The sequence below is a fragment of the Kitasatospora sp. CMC57 genome (assembly GCF_045866025.2).
In the GTDB taxonomy this organism is placed as follows: Bacteria; Actinomycetota; Actinomycetes; order Streptomycetales; family Streptomycetaceae; genus Kitasatospora.
Genome location: NZ_AP035881.2, coordinates 6,532,794 through 6,552,707, shown reverse-complemented (window position 1 = coordinate 6,552,707; position 19,914 = coordinate 6,532,794). Strand labels below are relative to the sequence as shown.

Sequence of the window (19,914 nt, the reverse complement as noted above, 5' to 3'; positions counted from 1 at the left end):
CGGGTGAAGGTCGAACTGAGTACGCACCCAAGCACTCTCGACTCCTCACGGGGAGCACCATGCCCCACAGCTCCGCACATTCCTCGGTACCCGTTTCGACCGGGCGGCAGCAGCAGACCTCGCGGCCACCGGCCCAGATGCCGAACGGCGACCCGGTTCTGGCGGCCCGCTTCGCGGTGCCTGCGCTCCCGAAGAGTTTCGTCTGCAGGCCGCGGCTCGTCGAGAAGCTTTCGGAGGGCGCGCGGGACTGCCCGCTGGTCCTGGTGAACGGCCCGGCCGGCGCCGGAAAGACGCTGCTGGTCGCTGACTGGGTCAGCTCGGCACCAACCCCGGTGCAGGCTGTCTGGCTGACCTTGGACCGGGAGGACAACGCACCCGGCGTCTTCTGGACGAACGTGCTCGCAGCGTTCCGCCATCACGGCATGACGCTGCCGCACGACATCGGCAGCCCCTCCGGCTCGGACGAGGTGGACCCGTCCCTGCTCGCCCGGCTGGCATTCCGTCTGAGCGGGGAGGACGTTCCGAGGCTGCTTGTCCTGGACGAGTTCGAGCGGGTGTCCTCGGCAGAGGTGGCGTCCGAGCTGCATGCCATGCTCCGCCACGCCGCTCCAGGTCTCCGGCTCGTCCTGATCAGCCGCACCGAGCCGCTGCTGCCGATCCACCGGTACCGCGCCGCCGGCGAGATCACCGAGATCCGCCGCGCGGACCTTGCCTTCACCCCGGAGGAGACGGCAGAGCTGCTCCGTCGGCACGGGCTGTCACTGCCCGACGGAAGCGCTCGCGCGCTGACCGAACGGACGGCGGGCTGGGCGGCCGGAATCCGGCTGTCCGCCCTCGCCGCCCAGGGCGCCGCCACCCCGGAGACGTTCCTCGAGGAGTTGGAGGCGGATCGCAGCGCGATCGCCGACTTCCTGTTGGCCGAGGTGCTCGATGCCCAACCTGTCGAGACCCAGGATCTCCTGCTGCGGACGAGCATTCTGGATCGGACCAACCCCGACCTGGCGAACGCCCTCACCGGACGGCAGGACGCCGAACGCATCCTCTCCCAGCTGCACCGCGTCAACGCGTTCGTCGAGCCCGTCGGCCACTCGTGGTACCGGCAGCATCCCCTCTTCACGGAGATTCTCCGGATGCATCTGCGCGCCCGGCACCCGGGCCTCGAACCGGAACTGCACCGCCGGGCGGCCCGGTGGCTGTCCGGAGCGGGTCAACTCTCAGAGGCGCTCCCCCAGGCCGCCGCCGCCGGCGACTGGGCGTTCGCGGCGGCTCAGTTCGTCGGCAGTCTGGCCATCGGGCAGTTGTTCACCGGCCTTGACGCGAACCGGTTGGCCGATCTCTTCTCCGGCATGCAGCCGCAGACCTCGGGTGCCGCCCCGGAGGTCATCCGTGCGGCACGTGATCTGGCCCGGTACGACGTCGGCAGCGGACTCGAGCACCTACGAAGAGCAGAGAAGTACCTGCGCGACGGGAACCCCGCCCATCTCCCGGCCGTCCAGCTGAGCTGCGCGTTCCTACGGGTTCGGGCGGGCCGGCTGCTCGGCTCCGCAGACATGGCCCAGGCCGCCGCCGAAGCCGCCGCGAAGCTCGAACACGTCGTCCCCGCCGAGCTCCTGGAGCAGCACCCGGAACTGCCCGCCCTGCTGCGAGCCGATCTCGGATCCGCCCTGCTCTGGGAAGGCCGCTTCGACGCGGCCAAGGCGGCGTTCTCGGCCGCTGTCGGCGTCTCCGACAGCACTTCCACGATCTGTCCCAGGTACGAGTCACTGTGCCGGCTCGCCCTGATCGACCTGCTGCGTGGCTGGCTGGGCAGGGCGGAGACCCAGGCCCGGCAAGCGGCGTCCGAAGCCGAGCGGTTCGGCAGGCCGTTGGCTTCCCGTACCGGCGTGGGGCAGCTGGTCCTGGCCGCCGTCGCCATCGACCGGGACCGCCTGTCCACGGCGCAGACGGCCCTCGACCTCGCAGGTGAGTCGCCCGCAAGCCGCCAAGATCCCGTCGTCGCGATGGGGCTGACCATCGTCCGTGCCAGGTTGCTGACTGCCGGCGGAGACCCGCCCGGGGCCCTCGCCTCCCTCGCCGAGACGAACGAGTCGGCGCCCGCCGGGACCCGCTCTCCCTGGGTCAGCGACCACCTCGCCCTGGCAGCCTCGGCAGCGCACCTGGCCGACGGAGATCCGGAGGCCGCACTTCACACACTGGAAGCGCACGGGCAGGGCAGCCCGGAATGCGCCACCGTTGCGGCTTCGGCGCATCTCGCCTCCGGCAGGACCAGGACAGCCCTGGAAATCCTGAACTCGATCCCTCGCGACCGCGGCAGCGGTCCGGCCGTCACCGTACGAACCCTGCTGGTCCGCGCGCAGACCGCCACGGCGCTCGGGGACGAGGCCGCAGCCAGGCGACTGGTGGCCCGCGCCCTCTCCAGCGCCCGGCCCGAACTCCTCCGGCGTCCGTTCCGCGACGCCGGGCCGTGGTTGAGTCGCCTCCTGCACAGCCGGGCCGCACTGGTCCAGGGGCACGACTGGCTCGCCCCGGGCCTTGACGCCGATCTGCCCCGACCGGAGCCGGGCGGTGGCCCCGCCGCCCCCGTCGAGCCGCTCTCCCATCGTGAGCACGAGGTCCTCGAACGGGCGGCACAGCTGATGTCGACCGACGAGATCGCCGCCGACCTGTACCTGTCCGTCAACACGGTCAAGTCCCACCTCAAGAGCATCAACCGGAAGCTCTCGGCCACCCGACGTGGAGAGGCCGTCCGGCGGGCCAGAGAACTGCACCTGCTCTGACCCGCGCGGCCAGCCCCTCGCGGGTCACCCAATGGAGGTGGTGCCCTTGTCGACCCGCTCGGCACGCGTGCCGACCCGGCTGCTCGCGGCGAGCAGCGCCAGGACGGCGAGCAGGACGAGCAGGATGGCCACCAGCAGCAGAACCGTAAGACCATCGCCGTGCTGCTCGTACTCGCCCTGGTGTTCGCACTGTGGGACCACCCGACCGTGCCGGGAGACGGCCATGAAGGCCACCGTCGTCCGGGAGTTCACCGGGCCGATCACCGTCGAGGACCGCCCGCTGCCGGAGCCCGCCGCGCACCAGGTCCGGGTCCGGATCGAGGCCAGCGGGCTGTGCCACACCGACATCCATGCCGCGCGGGGTGACTGGCCGGTCCGGCCCGCGCTGCCGTTCGTCCCGGGTCATGAGGGAGTCGGGATCGTCGACGCGGTCGGCGCCTCGGTCCGGTGCGTCCAGGTCGGCGACCGCGTCGCCCTCCCCTGGCTGGCCGACGCGTGCGGCCACTGCGACCAGTGCGTCTTGGGCTGGGAGACCCTCTGCCTCACCCAGCACAACACCGGCTACTCGGTCGACGGCAGCCACGCCGAGTACGCGCTCGCCCACGGTGACTACGTGGTTCCCGTCCCGGACGGCGTCGACCCGCTGGACGCCGCGCCCCTGACCTGTGCGGGTGTCACCACCTACAAGACGGTCAAGCTGGCCGGCGCCCGACCGGGCACCCGGGTACTGGTCTCCGGTATCGGCGGACTGGGCCATCTGGCCCTGCAGTACGCCCGGTTGGCCGGTGCGGAGACGGTGGGAGTGGACGTCACCGACGACAAGCTGGCCCTCGCCAGGGAACTCGGCGTCGACCACGTGGTCGACGCCAGGACCGAGGATGTCGCGGCCAGGCTACGGGCACTGGGCGGCGCCGACGCGGCGATCGCGGTCGCGGTCGCGGTCGCCGTCAGCAACGAAAGCTTCCGGGCCGCGTACGGCTCGCTGCGCCGGGGCGGCACGCTGGTACTGGTGGCGCTGCCCACCGACGGACGGCTCGAACTGCCGGTATTCGAGACGGTGTTGAACGGCACCAAGGTGGTCGGCTCGATCGTCGGGATGCGGCAGGACCTGGCCGAGGTGTTCCGGCTGCACGCCCTCGGTCGCACCCGGGTGATCCGGGAGAGCCGACGGCTGGAGGACATCAACGCGGCCGTCGAGGAGGTGCTCGCGGGCAAGGTCTCCGCGCGTCTCGTCTTCGATCTGCGGTGACCCGGCCGCAGGATGGCAGTCCCAGGAAACCCGAGAAGAGTGAGGCGGCGGACATGGCGGACATGGCGGTCAGGTGCGTGGTGGCGGCGGTGGACGGATCGGCCGGGAGTCTGCGGGCGGTCGACTGGGCCGCTGACGAGGCTTCACGCCGGCAGGTGCCGCTCAGGCTGGTACACGCCAGCCTGTGGGAACGGTACGAGCCGGAGACCGAGGACGGGGACGGACCGCTGTCCGCCCGCACGGAGGTCCGGCATGTGGCCGACGCTGCGCGGGCGAGGGCCACCGAGCGGCAGCCGTCGGTGGAGACCGTGACCGAGGTGATCCCGGAGGAGGCCGTGTCCGCGCTGCTGGGGCTGGGCCACCTGGCTCCGGTCCTGGTGCTGGGACACCGTGGTACCGGAGGCTTCGCGGGGCTGCTGCTCGGCTCGGTCGCACTACGGGTCGCCGCGCGGGCCGCCTACCCCGTGGTGGTGGTGCGCAGCGAGCCGTCCGCGCCGGTGGGACGGGTGGTTCTCGCGCTGAGCGAGGACCAGGACGAGGCGGCCGCCGCAGCCGCGTTCGCGGTCGCCGAGGCACGGCTGCGGGGGGCGGAACTGGATTTGGTGCACGCCTGGCAACGCGACTCGTTCCTCTCGGGCTCGTCGGTCCTGCTGGCCGACACCCCGGCGCAGGAGCTCGCCGAACGGCTCGTGGCCGGTGCCGCGCTGCCGGGCGCCGAAGGGCTGACCGTCCACCGGCACGCGCGTCGGGGCCGCGCGGCCAAGGTCCTGCTGGACGCGGCCGCCGACGCCGACGTGCTCGTGCTCGGGGCGGCGCGGCGACACGGCCTCGGCGGGCTGCAGCTCGGCTCGGTCAGCCACGCGGTGCTGCACCACGCCCCGTGTCCGGTGGCCGTGGTGCCCGCCGGCTGACGGTACGTCGCCAGGGCGGGGCCCGGGTCGGACACTGTCGGTCCGACCCGGGCCCCGGCGCTCGGCGGTCTCAGTCGTGCGGTACCACGGCCACCGGGGAGTGGGCGTGGTGGAGGACGGCATGAGCCACCACCCCCAGGCGAGGCGCGGCCGTGGGGTGCCCGGGCGCACGTCGGCCCAGCACGACCAGGGATGCCTTGCGGGAGGCCGCCTGCAACGCGTCGGCCGCGCCGACGCCCACCACCTCCGCGTGCGTCGGGACCTCGGGGTACTTCTCCCGCCAGCGGCCCAGCGCGTCCTGGAGGTGCACCAGCCGGTCGGCCGCCAGTGACTCCCGGATGGCAGGCTGCTCCACCTGAGCCTGCGTCACGTACCGCCGGACCGGGGGCCTCCAGGCTTCCACCGCCCGCAGAGCGGCCCCGCGCCGGGCCGCCTGGTCGAAGGCGAAGGCGAGCACGGCGTCGCATGGCCGGTCACCCTGCACGCCCACCACGACCTCGCCCGCGGTGTCGGCCGTACCGTCGTCGGCACCGTCACGGACGAGGACGACGGGGCACCGTATGTGGGACGCGGTACGGAGCCCGACGGAGCCGACCAGCGTGCCGACGACGACGCCGAGCCCTCGGGAGCCGAGGACCAGCAGGCCCGCCCGCTCCCCCGCGGCGGCCAGGGCGTACGAAGGGCTGCCCGTGACCCGCACGCAGGAGATCGCCAGTTCCGGCAGTGCGGCCGCGATCCGGTCCCGGATCTCGGCCACGGGCTCCGGCAGCCGTTCCACCGGTTCGCCCGCGGGTGGGAGCACACCGCCTCCCGCAGCCGCGACGTGGACCATCCGCAGGCTCCGTCCGCTCCGACGGGCCTCCTCCGCGGCCCAGCGGGCGGCGGTCTCGCTCTGTGCCGATCCGTCGATCCCCACCACTACGGACTGGTTCATGGCCTGTGGCCTCCATCGTCTCGGTGTTCCGACCCGCCGCGGCGTGGATTCGCGCGTGCGCCGTCACCGGACACTCTGCTGCCGCCTGCGCGGCCCGACCCAGGGGCCGATCAGCCTCACGGCGGACCCGAAGGTCCCGGTACACCGGAGGCCGCCCGGCCCTTACCCGCAACTCCCCTTCCGGCGGAGGCTGGTGGAGCCTGCCGAGCGGTGCAGGCGCGCCGCACGGCGCCGGCTCCCGGCCTCTGGACGGAACATGATCGACAGCACTCGCGAGCGCAAGGCCTATCTGGTCGGCGGCGGTATCGCCTCGCTCGCCGCGGCCGCCTTCCTGGTGCGCGACGGCGACTTCCCGGGCGAGAACATCCACATCCTGGAGGAACTCCCGCTGGCCGGCGGGTCCCTGGACGGACGGCGCACCGACGCCCACGGCTACGTGACCCGTGGCGGGCGGATGCTGGAGGAGGAGGCCTACACCTGCCTGTGGAACCTGCTGGAGACCATCCCCACCCTGGAGAACGACCAGCTGAGCGTCCGTCAGGAGATCCTGGACTTCAACGAGGAGGTTCCGACCGAGGCCAGGGCCCGGCTGATCGACAAGGACCACCGGATCCTCGACGCCTCCCGGCTCGGCCTCGACACCCACGACCGCATCGAGCTGGCCCGGCTGCTGGCACTGCCGGAGTCGGTGATCGGCGCCCGCAGGATCGACGAGTTCTTCTCCGAGCACTTCTTCGCCACCAACTTCTGGGCGATGTGGCGCACCACCTTCGCCTTCCAGAACTGGCACAGCGCCATCGAGCTCAAGCGCTACTTCCTGCGCTTCGTCCAGGAGTTCCCGCGCATCCACACCCTGTCCGGCGTCCGCCGCACCCGTCTCAACCAGTACGACTCGATCGTCCGCCCGCTCATCGCCTGGCTGGCCGGGCGCGGGGTACGGATCGAGCACGGCGTCAGGGTGACGGACGTCGACTTCGCCGAGGCCGACGGCGTCCGCCGGGCGCGGCGGCTGCACCTGGAGCGCGGCGGCCAGCGGGAGAGCGTCGAACTGGACGAGCTAGACCTGGCGTTCGTCACCCTGGGCTCGATGACGGCGGACGCCTGCTACGGCGCCGACGACACCGTGCCCGAGCTGGTGCGGGACAAGCGCGACGGCGGCTGGGCGCTCTGGGAGACGCTCTCCCGCAAGGCCCCCGACTTCGGTCGGCCGGCCGTCTTCAACGGGAACCTCGCCGAAGCCGCCTGGGAGTCCTTCACCCTGACGATGCGCAGCCCCGTCCTGCTCAAGCGGATCGAGGAGTTCAGCGGCAACGCGCCGGGGACCGGCGCGCTGATGACCTTCAAGGACTCGAACTGGCTGCTGTCCGTCGTCGTTCCGCGTCCCCCGCACTTCGACGGCCAGCCCGCGGACGTGTTCACCCTGTGGGGATACGGACTGTTCATCGACACCCCGGGGGACCACACCGGCAGGACGATGGCCGAGTCGACCGGCCGGGAGATCCTGGACGAGCTGCTCGGTCAGCTCGGCTTCGACGACATCGCCGACGAGGTCCGCGCCACCACCACCGTCACGACGGTGATGATGCCGTACATCACCAGTCAGTTCGCGCGGCGGACGGCCGACGACCGGCCGCGGGTGATCCCGCACGGCGCCAGGAACTTCGCCTTCCTGGGCCAGTACGTGGAGATCCCGGAGGACGTGGTCTTCACCGTGGAGTACTCCGTGCGTGGCGCGATGCACGCCGTGTACGCGCTGCTCGGCTTGGACATCCCCGTCCCGCCCGTCCACCACGCGCTCTCCGACCCCAGGACGGCCTTCCAGGCGTTGAAGGCCGCGTTCGCCTGACCCGGCACCAGACCTGACCTCCCATCACACTCCCCAAGAAGGACGGTTCCCATGACCAAGTACCTGCTCGCCGGCGTCGACGGTTCCCCGCGCAGCACCGCGGCCGCCCGGTGGGCCGCCGACGAGGCAGCACGCCGGGGGCACGGCCTGCGGCTGGTCCACGCGCGGACCTGGCTCGACGACATCCACGCGGACCCCGCCCAGCCGACGGATGTCCGCGGCCTCACCCTGCGGATGCTCGCGGACGCGGAGCAGGAGATCCGGCGCTCCCACCCGGGCCTGGAGGTGCGGACCGAACTGATCGGTGGCGGCGAACCGATCGAGGAGCTGGTCGGGGCCGCGACCGGGGCCGAGCTGCTGGTCCTCGGATCGCGCGGCCTCGGCGGGTTCGCGGGGCTGATGGTCGGCTCGGTGGGCCTCGGCGTCGCCGCCCGCTGCGAGGTGCCCACGGTGCTGGTCCGGGCCGACGGGACCGACGAAGCCGAGGGCCGGGGCGGTCCCGTCGGGCGGGAGGTCGTGCTCGGCGTCGACACCCGCGCCCCCTCCGATGACGTCATCGACTTCGCGTTCCGGCAGGCCGCCAGGCTCGGAGCCGTGCTGCGTGCGGTCCACGGCTGGACGCCGCCGCCGGCCTGGGGATACGCCGGCTGGGTTCCCCCGCTGGGCGAGGCGGACCAGTTCCGCGCGATCGAGGCCGAACTGCTCACGGAGGCGTTGGCCACTCGGCGCGAGAAGTACCCGGACGTGGTCCTGGCCGAGGACAGCCGGATCGGCACCGGCTCCTCTACCCTGGTGGACCTTTCCGCCGATGCCGCGCTCGTGGTGGTCGGACGGCGTCGCCGCCCGCACGGCGCGGGGATGCGCCTCGGGCCGGTCGCCCACGCCGTCCTGCACCACGCGAAGGCGCCGGTCGCCGTCGTGCCGCACGACTGAGCGTGAACGCGAGTTCCGGGACCGGGGTGGTGCTCACGGTCAGCCCCTGCTCAGGTGCGGCCGGCGCCGGGCCGGCGTGCGCCAGGCGGAGGCCGCAGGTGCGCTCGTCGCGGTGGACCACGCTGTCGCGGCCGGATCCCGCCTCGATGAACAGGTGGAAGTCGTTGTCCATCGCCTCCATCTCGAACACCGCCGCCCATGCTGCCCGCCGGGGCAGGCTGTAGGACTCGTGCCGCATGATGTGTCGTTCCTCCGCCGGGCGTACCCGCCGGCGCGGGCGGTGCTCACGGCCGTCCGGACGGTCCCAACTCTCGGACCCGGTCGGCGAACCCATGTGTGCACCGCGGGACACGCGGTGGATCGAGTCGCTGGCCCCTGCTCAGAACACCGTGGCGGCACACCCGAATTCGACGGGTCAGCTCGCCATGGGGCTGGCCGTCGCCGCGGAACTGACCAAGTAGCGACACGGGCCGGTGGGGCGGGCGTCGTCATCAACGCCCGCCCCACCGGCACCCCACCGCCTGCGGCGGAGCCGACCACGGCGCTTGTACGGAACTGCTGTTGACCAGCCGTCACACGGTCCGACTTCAAGGACGGAACATGACCATCACGGTGTCTCCCGACGACAGATGCGTGGACGCGGCTGCCACCGCGCGTTTCACCGCCTCGCCTACGCTCGCCGCGGCGCTGCAGGCGATCCTGGCCGACCTCGTCGAACTGCACCTCCAGGGGAAGCAGGCGCACTGGAACCTGGTCGGCCCGGGCTTTCGGGACCTGCACCTGCACCTCGATGAGATCGTCGACGCCGCCCGCGAGGCCGGCGACACCGTCGCCGAGCGGATGCGCGCCCTGGGCGCCGTACCCGACGGCCGCTCGGACACCGTCGCGACCACCACGACGCTGCCCGCTTTCCCCGAAGGGGAGCAGCCGACCTCAGCCATCGTCCACCTGATCACCGGTCGCCTGTACGCCGTCGTCGACACCGTGCGCAGCCTGCACGACGAGGTTGACGCGGAGGACCCGACCACGGCCGATCTTCTCCACGCGGTCATCAGCACCCTGGAGCAGCACGCCTGGATGATGGACGCCGCCGGTCGCTGACCCGCGCCGGGCGACCGCACCCGGCAGGGGGCCAGGCACCCAGCGCCTGGCCCCCACCTGCGGAGAGCGCCGCAGGCCCACTACGCCGACGGAGGCTGACCTTCACCTTGGTCGCGCCGGCTGTCCGCCCGCCCAGGACGGCGGGCCGGTCCCGTATGCGTCCGGCCCGGGCTCCGGCCATCGGCGGATCAGGCTTCGACAGGCAGGCGGGCCGCCAGCCGACCCCGGTAGTAGTCCACCACCACGGCGATCATGATGACCAGTCCGGTGATCATCTGGCGCTGGAAGTCGGAGACGCCCATCAGCAGCAGGCCGTTGGTGAGCACGCCGAGCAGGCAGGCGCCGAGCAGGGTGCCGATCATCGAGCCCTTGCCGCCGGAGAGCGAGGCCCCGCCGATCACCACCGCCGCGATGGCGCTGAGCTCGTAGCCGCTGCCCAGGATCGGGCTGGCGATGTTGAGCCGGGCCATGTAGGTGATGGCGGCGATGCCGACGGTGAGGCCACTGATCACGAAGACGGCGACCTTGACGATCGAGGTGCGGTGGCCGGAGAGCCGGACCGCCTCCTCGTTGCTGCCGATCGCGAAGACCAGGCGGCCGAACACGGTGCGGGTCAGGACCAGGTGACCCACCACGACCATCGCCAGTGCGATCCAGAACAGGGTCGGGATGCCGAGCACGGTGGAGGTGCCGAAGCGGCTGAACGCGGCCGGGAAGTCGTACACGGTCTTGGCGTCGGTGTACTGGAGGGCGGCGCCGCGCGCCACGTTGAGCATGCCCAGCGTGATGATGAACGACGGCACCCGCCAGCGCTCCGAGACGAAGCCGTTGACCAGTCCGCAGCCCATCCCGACCAGAGCCGAGACCACTACCGCGAGCAGGATCGCGACCGGGGTGGAGAGACCCTGCGCGGTCAGCAGCGGGCCGGCCACCACCGCCGACAGAGCCATCACCGAGCCGACCGACAGGTCGATGCCGCCGACCAGGATGACGAAGGTCATGCCGACCGCGAGCATGGTGTTGAGGGTGATCTCGGTGGCGATGTTGGTCAGGTTGTCCGAGGTGGCGAACTTCGGTGCGGCGACGGTGAAGACGGCCAGCAGGGCGAGCAGGGCGATCCCGATCCCCGCCTCCCCCATGACCTGGCGGGCGAGCAGTGCCGCGGAGCGGGGCTTGCGGGTGAGGGCGGCAGAGGTGGTCATCGGATGTCACCGTTCGTTGAAGTGGCCTCGGCAGGCGTGGGGGTGGCGGATACCTCGGCTGTCGGACGGGCAGCTGCGGACGCGTCGGCGGGGGACGCGTCAGGTGCGGGAGCCGGGCCGGAGGGCGGCGCGGTGGCGGGGGCGGACACGTAGCCGGAGTAGGCCAGGGTCAGGATGTGCGAGCTGTCGAACTCCTCGCGGGGCACCTCGCCGGCGATCCGGCCCCGGGAGAAGACCAGGATCCGGTCGCAGATGCCCATCAGCTCGGGCAGGTCGGAGGAGACGACCAGCACGGCCTTTCCGGCCCGGGCCAGATCCACCAGCTGCTGGTGGATCTCGTAGCGGGCGCCGACGTCGATGCCCCGGGTCGGCTCGTCCACCATCAGGACGTCGGTGTCGGCCAGCAGCCAGCGGCCGAGCACGACCTTCTGCTGGTTGCCGCCGGAGAGCGTGCGTACGGGGTGCCGGACGCCGGGGGTGCGGACGGCGAGGCTGTCCACCGCGTGCTGGGCCAGCCGGTGTTCCTCCGCCCGCCGGAGCAGGCCGCCCCGGGAGACCTTGTGGGTCGCGGTCAGGGTGACGTTGGCGGCCAGCGGCATGTCGAGCACCAGCCCCTGGCTCTTGCGGTCCTCGGTGAGCAGGCTGATGCCGTGCCGGACCGCGTCCCTGGGGGTTCGGATCTGCGCCGGTACGCCCTTGACCAGGACCTTTCCGCCGACGGCCCGGTCCGCGCCGAACAGCGCCCGGACCGTCTCGGTCCGGCCGGAGCCGACCAGCCCGGCCACGCCGACCACCTCGCCGGCCCGGAGCGCGAAACTGACGGGTTGTCCGTCCTGCGGCTGGAGCCCCTCGGCCCGGAGCAGCTCGGGACCGGGCTCACCGGGCAGGTACGGCGGGTACTCGTGCTGGAGGTCCCGCCCCACCATCAGCCGGATCACCTCGGCGGTGTCGGTGTCGGCGAGGTCGCGGGTGGTGACGTACTTCCCGTTGCGGAAGACCGTCATCCGGTCGCCGATCTCGAACACCTCCTCCAGGTGGTGCGAGATGTAGAGCACGGCGGTGCCGCGTGCGGTGATCCGACGCAGCAGGGTGAACAGCCGCTCGGTCTCCCGGGGGGTCAGGGTGGCGGTGGGTTCGTCCATCACCAGGACCCGGCAGTCCTGCCAGAGCGTCCGCGCGATCTCCAGCAGCTGCATCTGGGCGATGCCGAGCCGCTCGACCTTCGTCCGAGGGCTGACGTCCAGGCCGACCTCGGCGAGCAGTTCGGCGGCGCGACGGTTCAGTTCCCGGCGGTCGACCAGGCCGAACCGCCGCGGGAAGTTCTGCAGGAAGAGGTTCTCGGCGACGGTGAGGTTCGGCAGCAGGTTGAGCTCCTGGTGCACCACCTGGACGCCGGCCCGGATCGCGGCGGCCGTGTCGGCGGGCCGGTAGAGCTCGCCGCCGAGGGTCATGCCGCCACCGTCCGGCTGCTGGATGCCGGCCAGGATCCGGACCAGGGTCGACTTGCCTGCGCCGTTCTCACCGAGCAGGGCGTGCACCTCGCCGGGGAGCAGTTCGAGCCGGACGTCGTCGAGGGCCTGGACACCGGGGAAGTGCTTGCTGATACCGCCGGCAGTGAGCACCGGGGCCGGAGGGCTGGTGTCGGGTGTGTTCATGGGGTGGGCTCGCCTTCCGGCTTGGGGCGCGGGTCGGATGCGGATCGAGGGTTCGGATTGGGGCGCGGGCCCGTGGGGAGCGCGGGCCCGCGCCGGTCCGGGGCCGGGTCAGCCGAGCTCGGCCTTGGTGATCACCTTGATGTCGGTCTTCACCCAGGCGCTCACCTGCTCGCCGGCGATCTCCTTCATCGCCACGTCGATGCCGTCACCGGCCTGCTTGGCGGCGTACTGGTCCACGGTCGCCACCACGGTGCCGTCCTGGACGTAGGGGTGGATGGCGTCGACGTTGTCGAAGGCGGTGACCTTGATCTGCCCCTGCTTCTTGGCCGCCGCGATGGCCTTGATGGCGCCCAGCGCCATGTTGTCGTTGGAGGCCATCACGCCCTGGAGGTCGGGGTGGGCGGTGATCAGGTTGGTGGTGACGGTGTAGGCCTGGTCGGTCTCCCAGTTCGCGGACTTGGAGTCGAGCACCTGGAGCCCGCCGGCCGTGGCGGCGGCGTCGAAACCGGCCTTGCGCTGCTGGGCGTTGGCCGCACCGGAGACGCCTTCGAGGATGACCACCTTGCCGCCGGTGCCGAGCGCCTTGGCCAGTACGTCACCGGACTTCTGGGCGCCGGCGGCGTTGTCCGGGCCGACGAAGGGGACGTCGAGTCCGGCGGCCTTGAGCGCGGCGTCGTCCAGCTTGACGTCGATGTTGACCAGCTTCATCCCGGCCTTGGAGGCTCGCTGCAGCGGGGCGATCAGCGCGCGGGAGTCGGCGGGAGCGAGCACCAGGGCGGCGGCCTTGTCGGTGATGCACTTGTTGATGGCGGCAACCTGGCCGTCGATGTCGGTCTCGTTCTGGATGCCGGTCGCGTTCAGGGTCAGGTCTCCGCGCTGTCCGGCGTGCTCCTCAGCCCCCTTCTTCATGGTCTGGAAGTACTCGTTGCCGAGCGACTTCATCACCAGGCAGACCGTGGGCTTGCCGCCCTTCGCGGCCGTGCCCGTCGACTGGGAGTTGTCGCCCTCCTGTCCGCAGGCGGTGAGGCCGGCGGCGAGGACGAGAGCGGTGCAGGCGGTCAGGGCGAGCTTGACGTTCATGAGGGTGCGGCCTTTCGGGGTGGGGGTGGGATGACACGAAGGTGCGGCAGGCGCGGTGGGGGGAAGGTCGCGCTGCGGGTGACGCTTCGTCAGAACGGGACGCCGGCCCGGAGGACGACGTTGGCGTACGGGGTGGCCTCGCCGGTCCGGACCACGGCGCGGGCGGAGCGGGTGAGCTCCTTGAGGCGCTCGTGCGGGAGACGGCCGACCTGGTCGGTGAGGCCGTGCTGCTCGAACCGACTGTCGAGACCGGCCAGCAGGGCCGGGTCGGTCAGCTCCTCGGCGAGGTCGGCGTGCTCGACCACGAGTTCGTCGAGGACCGCCTCCAACACCTGGAGGAACGGCGGGTCGCCGCGCCGCCAGACCAGGTCGATGCTCTCCACGCCCGGCGGTACCGGGAGTCCCGGGTCGGCGACCACCAGCAGGTCGCCGTGGCCGAGCGAGCTGATCAGCTGGAGCAGGCGGGGGTGCCAGAGGCCGTCAGTGCGCATGCCGCACCTCGGTTCCAGCCCCGGAGGCTGCGGCGTCGGCCGGGTCGGCTGCCCGCGCCAGCAGGGCGTCCACCTCGGCCCGGGTGGGCAGCGAGTGCTGTGCGCCGGTCCGGGTGGCGGCGAGCGCGCCGGCCGCGCAGGCCCGCCGAACGGCCTCGGCGAGCGGGCGGCCCGCACCCAGCGCGATCGAGAGCTGGGCGCAGAACGCGTCGCCCGCGCCGACGGTGTCCACGGCGTCGACCGGGAAGCCCGGCTGGCGGAGCCGCCCCTGCGGACCGGCGGCGACCGCGCCGGCCGCGCCGAGGGTCACCACCACAGTGGCCGGGCCGAGTTCGCGCAGCCGTTCGGCGTGGGCCGTCCAGTCCTGCTCGCCATGGAGCGCGTCGGCGGCGAGGCCGAGCAGTCCGGCGGCCTCGGTCTCGTTGACCACCAGCACGTCCACCTGGCCCAGCAGTTCGGTGAGCACCGGCCCCGGATCGGGCCGGGGCGCGGCGTTCAGCACCGTCAGTGCTCCGGCGGTGCGGGCGGCGCGGGCGGCGGCCATGACGGTCGGCAGCGGCACCTCCAACTGGAACAGCACCGTGTCGGCCGGACCGGCGAGCGGACCGTCCGTCAGCGACTCCAGCGCGGGGACGTCGAGATGACGGTTGGCGCCGGGCGAGAGGGTGATGGTGTTCTCGCCGTCCTGCTGGACCACGATCATGGCCAGTCCGGAGGCCGCGCCGGGCAGGTCGGCGACCGCCCGGTCGTCGACGCCCTCCCCTGCGAGGCAGCTGCGCAGTTCGGTGCCGAACGCGTCGTCACCGAGCAGTCCGACCATCCGGACCGTGGCCCCGAGGCGGGCGGCGGCGACCGCCTGGTTGGCTCCCTTGCCGCCGGCGCCTCGGACCACGTCGGCCCCCTGCACCGTCTCGCCTGGTCCGGGCAGCCGGGGGACCGTGATGGACAGGTCCATGTTGAGGCTGCCGACGACAACCAGTCGTTCAGTCATTGCTCTGTGCTCCGTGGTTCTCTTGGTCAGGGGTGGGGCCCGGGCCGGCCGGGGTGGCTGCGCTCCCGGCGGCCGTCGGACGGTCGGGGTCTTCCCCGCCCACCGGGTCCGGGCAGCCGCAGGACCCTCGGGCCAGCAGGGTCACCGGCAGGACGTCCCGGGTGATCGGCAGGTCCGGGGTCTTCATCCGGTCGAGCAGCCGGGCGATCGCGGTCCGGCCGAGCTCCTCGACCGGCTGGCGCATGGTGGACAGGGCCGGGGTGGTGTACGCGCCGCCCGCGATGCCGTCGAAGGAGACCAGCGCCAGGTCCTCGGGCACCCGGATGCCGAGTTCGGTGGCGGCTCGCAGGACGCCGGCCGCCTGCTCGTCGGAGGTGACGAACAGGGCGTCCACCGAGCGGTCCCGGGAGAGCAGCGCCCGGCCGGAGCGGTAGCCGTCCAGCAGGCCGAAGGAGCCGTGCAGCAGCGGTGCGGCATCCGGGCAGGACTCCCAGCCCGTTCGGCCGACCGACCCGGAGCCCGCCTTGAGTCCGGCCTGCTCCAGCGCCCGCCGCCAGCCGACGACCCGGTCGACGGTGGGGTGGATGCCGAGCGGGCCGGCGATGCAGCCGACCCTGCGACGGCCGTGCCCCAGCAGGTGTTCGGTGGCCTCCTGGGCGCCGCGCGTGTTGTCGACCAGCACCTGCGAGATGCCGGCTCCGTCCAGGGCCCGGTCGAAGACCAGGCTCGGGACGCCGCTGCGGGCCAGCTCGGTCCGCCAGGGCTGATCCCCCTGAGCGGGGATCAGCACCAGACCGTCGACCTGACGGTCCAGGAAGGTCCGGATGTATCCGGCCTCACGGCCCGGGTCGTCCACCGTGTTGCCGACCAGCAGGGTGTAGCCGGCCGCCCACGCGTGATCCTCCAGCGCCCGGGCCAGCTCCGCGAAGAACGGGTTGGCCGCGTCCGGGACGACCAGTCCCAGCGTCATGGTGTGGCTCAGGCGCAGCGAGCGGGCCACCGCGTTGGGCCGGTAGTCCAGCTCCCGCACGGCGGCCAGGACCCGTTCCCGGGTCGCTGGGGCGACAGTCCTGGGCCCGTTGTTGAGCACGTAGCTGACGACCGAGGGCGAGGTGCCCGCGAGTAGTGCCACGTCCTGCCGTGTTGCCATGGTGAAGCTCCCGGAGCGCGGTCATGAGGGAAAATGCCCCCTCAACACGAGTTGGCAACTCGTGTTGACTGCGGGCTCCGGAAGTATGAGAAGCAACCGGCGCAACTGCAAGAGGCCGGTCGGAACCGTTATCGGGCGTCTATCTGGGGCCGAGCTCGTGGGTCACGAGGGCGGCCTGCCGGACCGCCGCAGGTTCGGCGGGGAACCCGGAGGAGGTCGTGACCAGGGATTGTGCGGCTTGGTGGCCGCCGGGACCGACACGCTGAGCCGGTACGGGTTCGACCCGTATGTGCCGACCGGCCCACCGGTGACGGACAGCGGGCAGTCGCCAGTCCTGGATCGGGAGTTGACGATCCTGGGACAGCCGACCTATCGGCCGATTCACGACAAATACGGCTTAACACCAGCGCGATGGAACGTCTTGACGGAACATCACCCATTGGGGCAAGGCCATGAAATTCGGATCAGTTAGGCTCACGGGCAACTCTCGGGGAGGGAACACCAGATCGATGACCACGCCTTTGCTGCCGTTCAGTACTGAACGGCTCCTGTTGCGCCCGTTCACGCCGGGCGACCTTGATGACCTGTACGCGTATCAGGGCCTCCCCGAAGTCGCTCGCTACCTCTACCGGCCGCCGCTCACGCGTGAACAGTGCGCACAGAGCCTGACGCGGCGTGCGGCCGGCACGGCGTGGGCCAAGGACGGTGACGACCTGGTGGTCGCCGTCTGTCCGGTCGGAGAGGCGAAGGTCGTCGGTGAGGTCGTCCTCAAGCTCGCGAGCGCGCGGGCGCGCCAGGTAGAGATCGGCTGGATCTTCAACCCGGTGTACGGCGGTCGGGGTTACGCCACCGAGGCCGCGCGTGCGATCGCCGCGCTGGCCTTTGCCGAGCTGGGTGCTCACCGGCTCTTCGCCCGCCTCGACGTGCTCAACACCGGGTCGGTGCGGGTCTGCGAGCGGCTCGCCATGCGCCGGGAGGCGCACCTGGTCGAGAACGATCTCGACGACGAGCGCTGGGGAAGCGAGTACGTCTACGCGATCCTCGCCCGAGAGTGGAAGGTTGATCCGACCTGACAACAGGGCTCGGCCGGACAAGCCGATGAACTGAGCACTTGGCCGTCCGGTCGGCCATGACCACGCAGCTGGTTCTGGTGGACGCCCGCATGGGGAGCGGAGTCCCGATAGAACGGCGTTGTCCTCCAGCGGTGGCCGAAGGTGTCTCCATCCCTGGTCATCTGGGCGAGTTGACCCAAGCGTCCCCTGTCCCGCTATACCTACAAGGACCTGCGCGTCGACCGAGGCACACACCGCCCGCTCCTTGGACAGGGGCCCGTGATCGCCGGCCGGTGACCTCCCCGCGCGTGCCTGACGCCGGAAGACCCGCTGTCCGCCCGAAAGGCGAATGCGTCCGAAGGTCTGTCAGGGAAGGGTAAAGGTCGGATAAAGTCAGTCTCGGTGTGCCGGGAAGCCTGGTCGGCAAACAAGGGACAACTCTCTTGTTTCTCCGCCGATCCGAGGACGGCTCCCGTGGTCCTTGTTGCCGTGTACGGGGCCGCGCTGCCTGCTGCGGTCCTCCTGCCGAGCCTGGTGACCCGTTCGGTGTGGTTCCCTCGCTGCCGATCTCGCGGATCCGTTCCCGGATCGTCGTGTACGGGCTGCCGACGTTCCAGGCCGGTGTGGCGCTGACGCCGGGCCCTGACCTGACGTCACAGAATGCCGCTGTCCCGCCCGTACGCAGACCGACCGACCTGACCAAGACCGAGGAGTCCTCCGATGCGCGCACGTGACCTCGCCGAGCCCTATCCGACCGTGGGCCTGGACGACCAGGCGCTGGAGGCGGCCCGGCTGCTGGCCGAGAATCGGCTGCCGGGTGTCCTGGTGGTCGACGGTCCCGGCATGCCGCACGCGCTGCTGCCCGCCTCCCAGCTGGTCCGCCTGCTGGTGCCCGGCTACGTACTGGAGGACCCGACGCTGGCCGCCGTCATCGACGAGGCCCACGCCGACCGCCTCTGCGCCGCCCTGGCCGGCCTGACGGTCCGCCAGTGTCTGCCCAAGGACGCCCCGGCCCCGGCGGTCGCCGACGCCGACGACACCGCCATCGAGATCGCCGCGCTGATGGCCCGCACCCGCAGCCCCCTGGTCGCCGTCGTCGAACGCCCCGTCGGCCACCCGAAGGCCGCCGGCGAACTGCTGGGCGTCATCACCGCCTCCCACCTGCTCCACCGACTCCTGGGGAACCCGTGAACAACTGGCAGGCCTGGGCCGCGCTCGCCGTCTTCGCCGGCGCCTACGTCCTGATCATCACCGAATGGGTCCACCGGGTCGCCGCCGCCCTCGGCGGCGCCGCCCTCATGCTCGCCCTCCGCGCCACCGACGACGAGTCGGCGTTCTTCTCCACCGACTCCGGCATCGACTGGAACGTCATCTTCCTACTCATGGGCATGATGATGATCGTCGGAGTACTGCGCCGCACCGGTGTGTTCGAGTACCTGGCCATCTGGGCGGTCAAACGCGCGAAGGCCAGGCCCTTCCGGGTGATGGCCATGCTCGTCGTCATCACCGCCCTCGCCTCCGCGCTGCTCGACAACGTCACCACCGTGCTCCTCGTCGCCCCCGTCACCCTGCTGATCTGCGACCGGCTCCGTCTCAAAGCCGCGCCGTTCCTGATCGCCGAAGTCCTGGCCTCCAACATCGGCGGAACCGCCACCCTGGTCGGCGACCCGCCGAACATCATCATCGCCAGCCGGGCCGGCCTGACCTTCAACGACTTCCTGGTCCACCTCGCCCCGCTCGCGGTCGTGCTGACCGCCGCCCTCGTGCTGATCTGCCGCCTCCTGTTCCGCGGCTTCTTCGTCCACGACGAGGACCGGGCTCAGGAGGTGATGTCCCTCAGCGAACGCGAAGCCGTCCACGACCCCCGCCTCCTCACCCAGGGGCTGGCGGTCCTGGCCCTGGTGATCGCCGGCTTCGTCCTCCATCCCGTCGTGCACTACGCCCCCTCCGTGGTCGCCCTGCTCGGCGCCGGACTGCTGGTGGCCGTCTCCAAGGTCGAGGTCAAGGACGTCCTCGCCGAGGTCGAATGGCCCACCCTGGCCTTCTTCGCCGGACTGTTCGTCATGGTTGGCGCCCTCATCGAGACCGGCGTCATCGCCACCGTCTCCCAGGCCCTCGCCCACGCGACCGGCGGCAACGCCCTCGGCTCCGTGATGGCCCTGCTCGGCGCCTCCTCCGTCCTTTCGGCGATCGTCGACAACATCCCCTACGTCGCGACCATGGCACCCATCACCTCCGACCTCGTCCACACGGTTGGCGAACCACACGGCGTGGTGCTCTGGTGGGCCCTCGCCCTGGGCGCCGACCTCGGCGGCAACGCCACCGCCATCGGCGCCTCCGCCAACGTCGTCGTCCTCGGCATCGCCGAACGCAACCGGCAGCCCATCACCTTCTGGACCTTCACCCGCTACGGCCTCCCCGTCACCGCCGTCACCATCGCCATCTCCGCCCTCTACCTCTGGCTCCGCTACTTCGCCTTCGCCTGACCGGCCATCACCCGGTTCGAGATCGGCCGAGCACGGTCACGGTGTAAGGTCGCGGG

Annotated in this window: 17 protein-coding genes and 1 pseudogene; 9 read left to right on the top strand and 9 right to left on the bottom strand. The window is 71.7% G+C overall.

Translation table 11 applies throughout. The features are described 5' to 3' along the window. Nucleotides 1-59 precede the first annotated feature (59 nt). Nucleotides 60-2,777: a LuxR C-terminal-related transcriptional regulator gene (locus tag ACKUU6_RS29495; protein ID WP_407991604.1), complete on the top strand. Its 2,718-nt coding sequence runs from the start codon at nt 60-62 to the stop codon at nt 2,775-2,777. 24 nt (nt 2,778-2,801) lie between these two features. Here ACKUU6_RS29495 and ACKUU6_RS29490 read toward each other — a convergent pair whose 3' ends face one another. Beyond that, nucleotides 2,802-3,002: a hypothetical protein gene (locus tag ACKUU6_RS29490; RefSeq protein WP_407991603.1), complete on the bottom strand. Its 201-nt coding sequence runs from the start codon at nt 3,000-3,002 to the stop codon at nt 2,802-2,804. Here ACKUU6_RS29490 and ACKUU6_RS29485 point away from each other — a divergent pair. Both ACKUU6_RS29485 and ACKUU6_RS29480 read left to right on the top strand, forming a co-directional pair. Then, nucleotides 3,001-4,026 (top strand): zinc-dependent alcohol dehydrogenase, encoded by a 1,026-nt coding sequence (locus tag ACKUU6_RS29485; RefSeq protein ID WP_407991602.1) that lies wholly within the window; start codon nt 3,001-3,003, stop codon nt 4,024-4,026. The two genes, ACKUU6_RS29490 and ACKUU6_RS29485, sit on opposite strands and share 2 nt — an antisense overlap. A 53-nt stretch (nt 4,027-4,079) precedes the next feature. Then, entirely contained in the window at nt 4,080-4,937 is an 858-nt protein-coding gene (locus ACKUU6_RS29480; protein WP_407991601.1) for a universal stress protein, read from the top strand. A gap of 70 nt (nt 4,938-5,007) precedes the next feature. On the opposite strand, the gene ACKUU6_RS29475 is transcribed toward ACKUU6_RS29480, so the two are convergent. Beyond that, nucleotides 5,008-5,871 carry a universal stress protein gene (locus tag ACKUU6_RS29475; protein WP_407991600.1) on the bottom strand — a complete coding sequence of 288 codons (864 nt, stop codon included), beginning with the start codon at nt 5,869-5,871 and terminating at the stop codon, nt 5,008-5,010. Between the two features lie 256 nt (nt 5,872-6,127). Between ACKUU6_RS29475 and ACKUU6_RS29470 the strand changes: the two genes are divergently transcribed. Together ACKUU6_RS29470 and ACKUU6_RS29465 are read left to right on the top strand one after the other, a co-directional pair. Continuing rightward, entirely contained in the window at nt 6,128-7,717 is a 1,590-nt protein-coding gene (locus ACKUU6_RS29470; RefSeq protein ID WP_407991599.1) for an oleate hydratase, read from the top strand. A gap of 51 nt (nt 7,718-7,768) precedes the next feature. After that, the gene (locus ACKUU6_RS29465; RefSeq protein ID WP_407991598.1) at nt 7,769-8,650 is read left to right on the top strand and encodes a universal stress protein; all 882 of its coding nucleotides are present in this window, start codon (nt 7,769-7,771) and stop codon (nt 8,648-8,650) included. A 118-nt stretch (nt 8,651-8,768) separates the two neighbouring features. Here ACKUU6_RS29465 and ACKUU6_RS29460 read toward each other — a convergent pair. Further along, nucleotides 8,769-8,984, bottom strand: a pseudogene (locus ACKUU6_RS29460) (sigma 54 modulation/S30EA ribosomal C-terminal domain-containing protein); the annotation flags it as partial. A gap of 266 nt (nt 8,985-9,250) precedes the next feature. On the opposite strand from ACKUU6_RS29460, the gene ACKUU6_RS29455 reads away from it, so the two are divergent. After that, nucleotides 9,251-9,751 (top strand): Dps family protein, encoded by a 501-nt coding sequence (locus ACKUU6_RS29455; protein ID WP_407991597.1) that lies wholly within the window; start codon nt 9,251-9,253, stop codon nt 9,749-9,751. Between the two features lie 188 nt (nt 9,752-9,939). On the opposite strand, the gene ACKUU6_RS29450 is transcribed toward ACKUU6_RS29455, so the two are convergent. The 6 genes from ACKUU6_RS29450 to ACKUU6_RS29425 all read right to left on the bottom strand — a co-directional run bounded on the left by ACKUU6_RS29450 (nt 9,940) and on the right by ACKUU6_RS29425 (nt 16,320). Next, on the bottom strand, nt 9,940-10,953 hold the full coding sequence (locus tag ACKUU6_RS29450) for an ABC transporter permease (protein ID WP_407991596.1): 1,014 nt from the start codon (nt 10,951-10,953) through the stop codon (nt 9,940-9,942). After that, nucleotides 10,950-12,608, bottom strand: coding sequence for a sugar ABC transporter ATP-binding protein (locus ACKUU6_RS29445; RefSeq protein WP_407991595.1), 1,659 nt, complete (start codon nt 12,606-12,608; stop codon nt 10,950-10,952). The genes ACKUU6_RS29450 and ACKUU6_RS29445 overlap by 4 nt, the downstream gene beginning before the upstream one ends. Nucleotides 12,609-12,716: 108 nt before the next feature. Then, nucleotides 12,717-13,688, bottom strand: a complete 972-nt coding sequence (locus ACKUU6_RS29440; protein ID WP_407991594.1) for a sugar ABC transporter substrate-binding protein — start codon at nt 13,686-13,688, stop codon at nt 12,717-12,719. 89 nt (nt 13,689-13,777) lie between these two features. Next, nucleotides 13,778-14,179, bottom strand: a complete 402-nt coding sequence (rbsD, locus tag ACKUU6_RS29435; RefSeq protein ID WP_407991593.1) for a D-ribose pyranase — start codon at nt 14,177-14,179, stop codon at nt 13,778-13,780. Continuing rightward, a complete protein-coding gene (locus ACKUU6_RS29430) occupies nt 14,169-15,170 on the bottom strand; it encodes a ribokinase (RefSeq protein WP_407991592.1) in 1,002 nt (333 codons plus the stop codon). The genes rbsD and ACKUU6_RS29430 overlap by 11 nt, the downstream gene beginning before the upstream one ends. Continuing rightward, entirely contained in the window at nt 15,163-16,320 is a 1,158-nt protein-coding gene (locus tag ACKUU6_RS29425) for a LacI family DNA-binding transcriptional regulator (protein ID WP_407991591.1), read from the bottom strand. Before ACKUU6_RS29425 ends, ACKUU6_RS29430 begins: the two co-directional genes overlap by 8 nt. Before the next feature lie 509 nt (nt 16,321-16,829). On the opposite strand from ACKUU6_RS29425, the gene ACKUU6_RS29420 reads away from it, so the two are divergent. The 3 genes from ACKUU6_RS29420 (at nt 16,830) to ACKUU6_RS29410 (ending at nt 19,858) form a co-directional block, all read left to right on the top strand. Next, the gene (locus tag ACKUU6_RS29420; RefSeq protein WP_407991590.1) at nt 16,830-17,393 is read left to right on the top strand and encodes a GNAT family N-acetyltransferase; all 564 of its coding nucleotides are present in this window, start codon (nt 16,830-16,832) and stop codon (nt 17,391-17,393) included. A gap of 699 nt (nt 17,394-18,092) precedes the next feature. Further along, the gene (locus tag ACKUU6_RS29415; RefSeq protein ID WP_407991589.1) at nt 18,093-18,563 is read left to right on the top strand and encodes a CBS domain-containing protein; all 471 of its coding nucleotides are present in this window, start codon (nt 18,093-18,095) and stop codon (nt 18,561-18,563) included. Beyond that, complete coding sequence (locus ACKUU6_RS29410; RefSeq protein ID WP_407991588.1) at nt 18,560-19,858, top strand: SLC13 family permease; 1,299 nt, start codon at nt 18,560-18,562, stop codon at nt 19,856-19,858. Before ACKUU6_RS29415 ends, ACKUU6_RS29410 begins: the two co-directional genes overlap by 4 nt. Nucleotides 19,859-19,914 lie beyond the last annotated feature (56 nt).

Coding starts and splice junctions, on each gene's coding strand:
- ACKUU6_RS29495 (WP_407991604.1), top strand. CDS start 60: ATGCCCCACAGCTCCGCACATTCCTCGGTACCCGTTTCGACCGGGCGG.
- ACKUU6_RS29485 (WP_407991602.1), top strand. CDS start 3,001: ATGAAGGCCACCGTCGTCCGGGAGTTCACCGGGCCGATCACCGTCGAG.
- ACKUU6_RS29490 (WP_407991603.1), bottom strand. CDS start 3,002: ATGGCCGTCTCCCGGCACGGTCGGGTGGTCCCACAGTGCGAACACCAG.
- ACKUU6_RS29480 (WP_407991601.1), top strand. CDS start 4,080: ATGGCGGACATGGCGGTCAGGTGCGTGGTGGCGGCGGTGGACGGATCG.
- ACKUU6_RS29475 (WP_407991600.1), bottom strand. CDS start 5,871: ATGAACCAGTCCGTAGTGGTGGGGATCGACGGATCGGCACAGAGCGAG.
- ACKUU6_RS29470 (WP_407991599.1), top strand. CDS start 6,128: ATGATCGACAGCACTCGCGAGCGCAAGGCCTATCTGGTCGGCGGCGGT.
- ACKUU6_RS29465 (WP_407991598.1), top strand. CDS start 7,769: ATGACCAAGTACCTGCTCGCCGGCGTCGACGGTTCCCCGCGCAGCACC.
- ACKUU6_RS29455 (WP_407991597.1), top strand. CDS start 9,251: ATGACCATCACGGTGTCTCCCGACGACAGATGCGTGGACGCGGCTGCC.
- ACKUU6_RS29450 (WP_407991596.1), bottom strand. CDS start 10,953: ATGACCACCTCTGCCGCCCTCACCCGCAAGCCCCGCTCCGCGGCACTG.
- ACKUU6_RS29445 (WP_407991595.1), bottom strand. CDS start 12,608: ATGAACACACCCGACACCAGCCCTCCGGCCCCGGTGCTCACTGCCGGC.
- ACKUU6_RS29440 (WP_407991594.1), bottom strand. CDS start 13,688: ATGAACGTCAAGCTCGCCCTGACCGCCTGCACCGCTCTCGTCCTCGCC.
- rbsD (WP_407991593.1), bottom strand. CDS start 14,179: ATGCGCACTGACGGCCTCTGGCACCCCCGCCTGCTCCAGCTGATCAGC.
- ACKUU6_RS29430 (WP_407991592.1), bottom strand. CDS start 15,170: ATGACTGAACGACTGGTTGTCGTCGGCAGCCTCAACATGGACCTGTCC.
- ACKUU6_RS29425 (WP_407991591.1), bottom strand. CDS start 16,320: ATGGCAACACGGCAGGACGTGGCACTACTCGCGGGCACCTCGCCCTCG.
- ACKUU6_RS29420 (WP_407991590.1), top strand. CDS start 16,830: ATGACCACGCCTTTGCTGCCGTTCAGTACTGAACGGCTCCTGTTGCGC.
- ACKUU6_RS29415 (WP_407991589.1), top strand. CDS start 18,093: ATGCGCGCACGTGACCTCGCCGAGCCCTATCCGACCGTGGGCCTGGAC.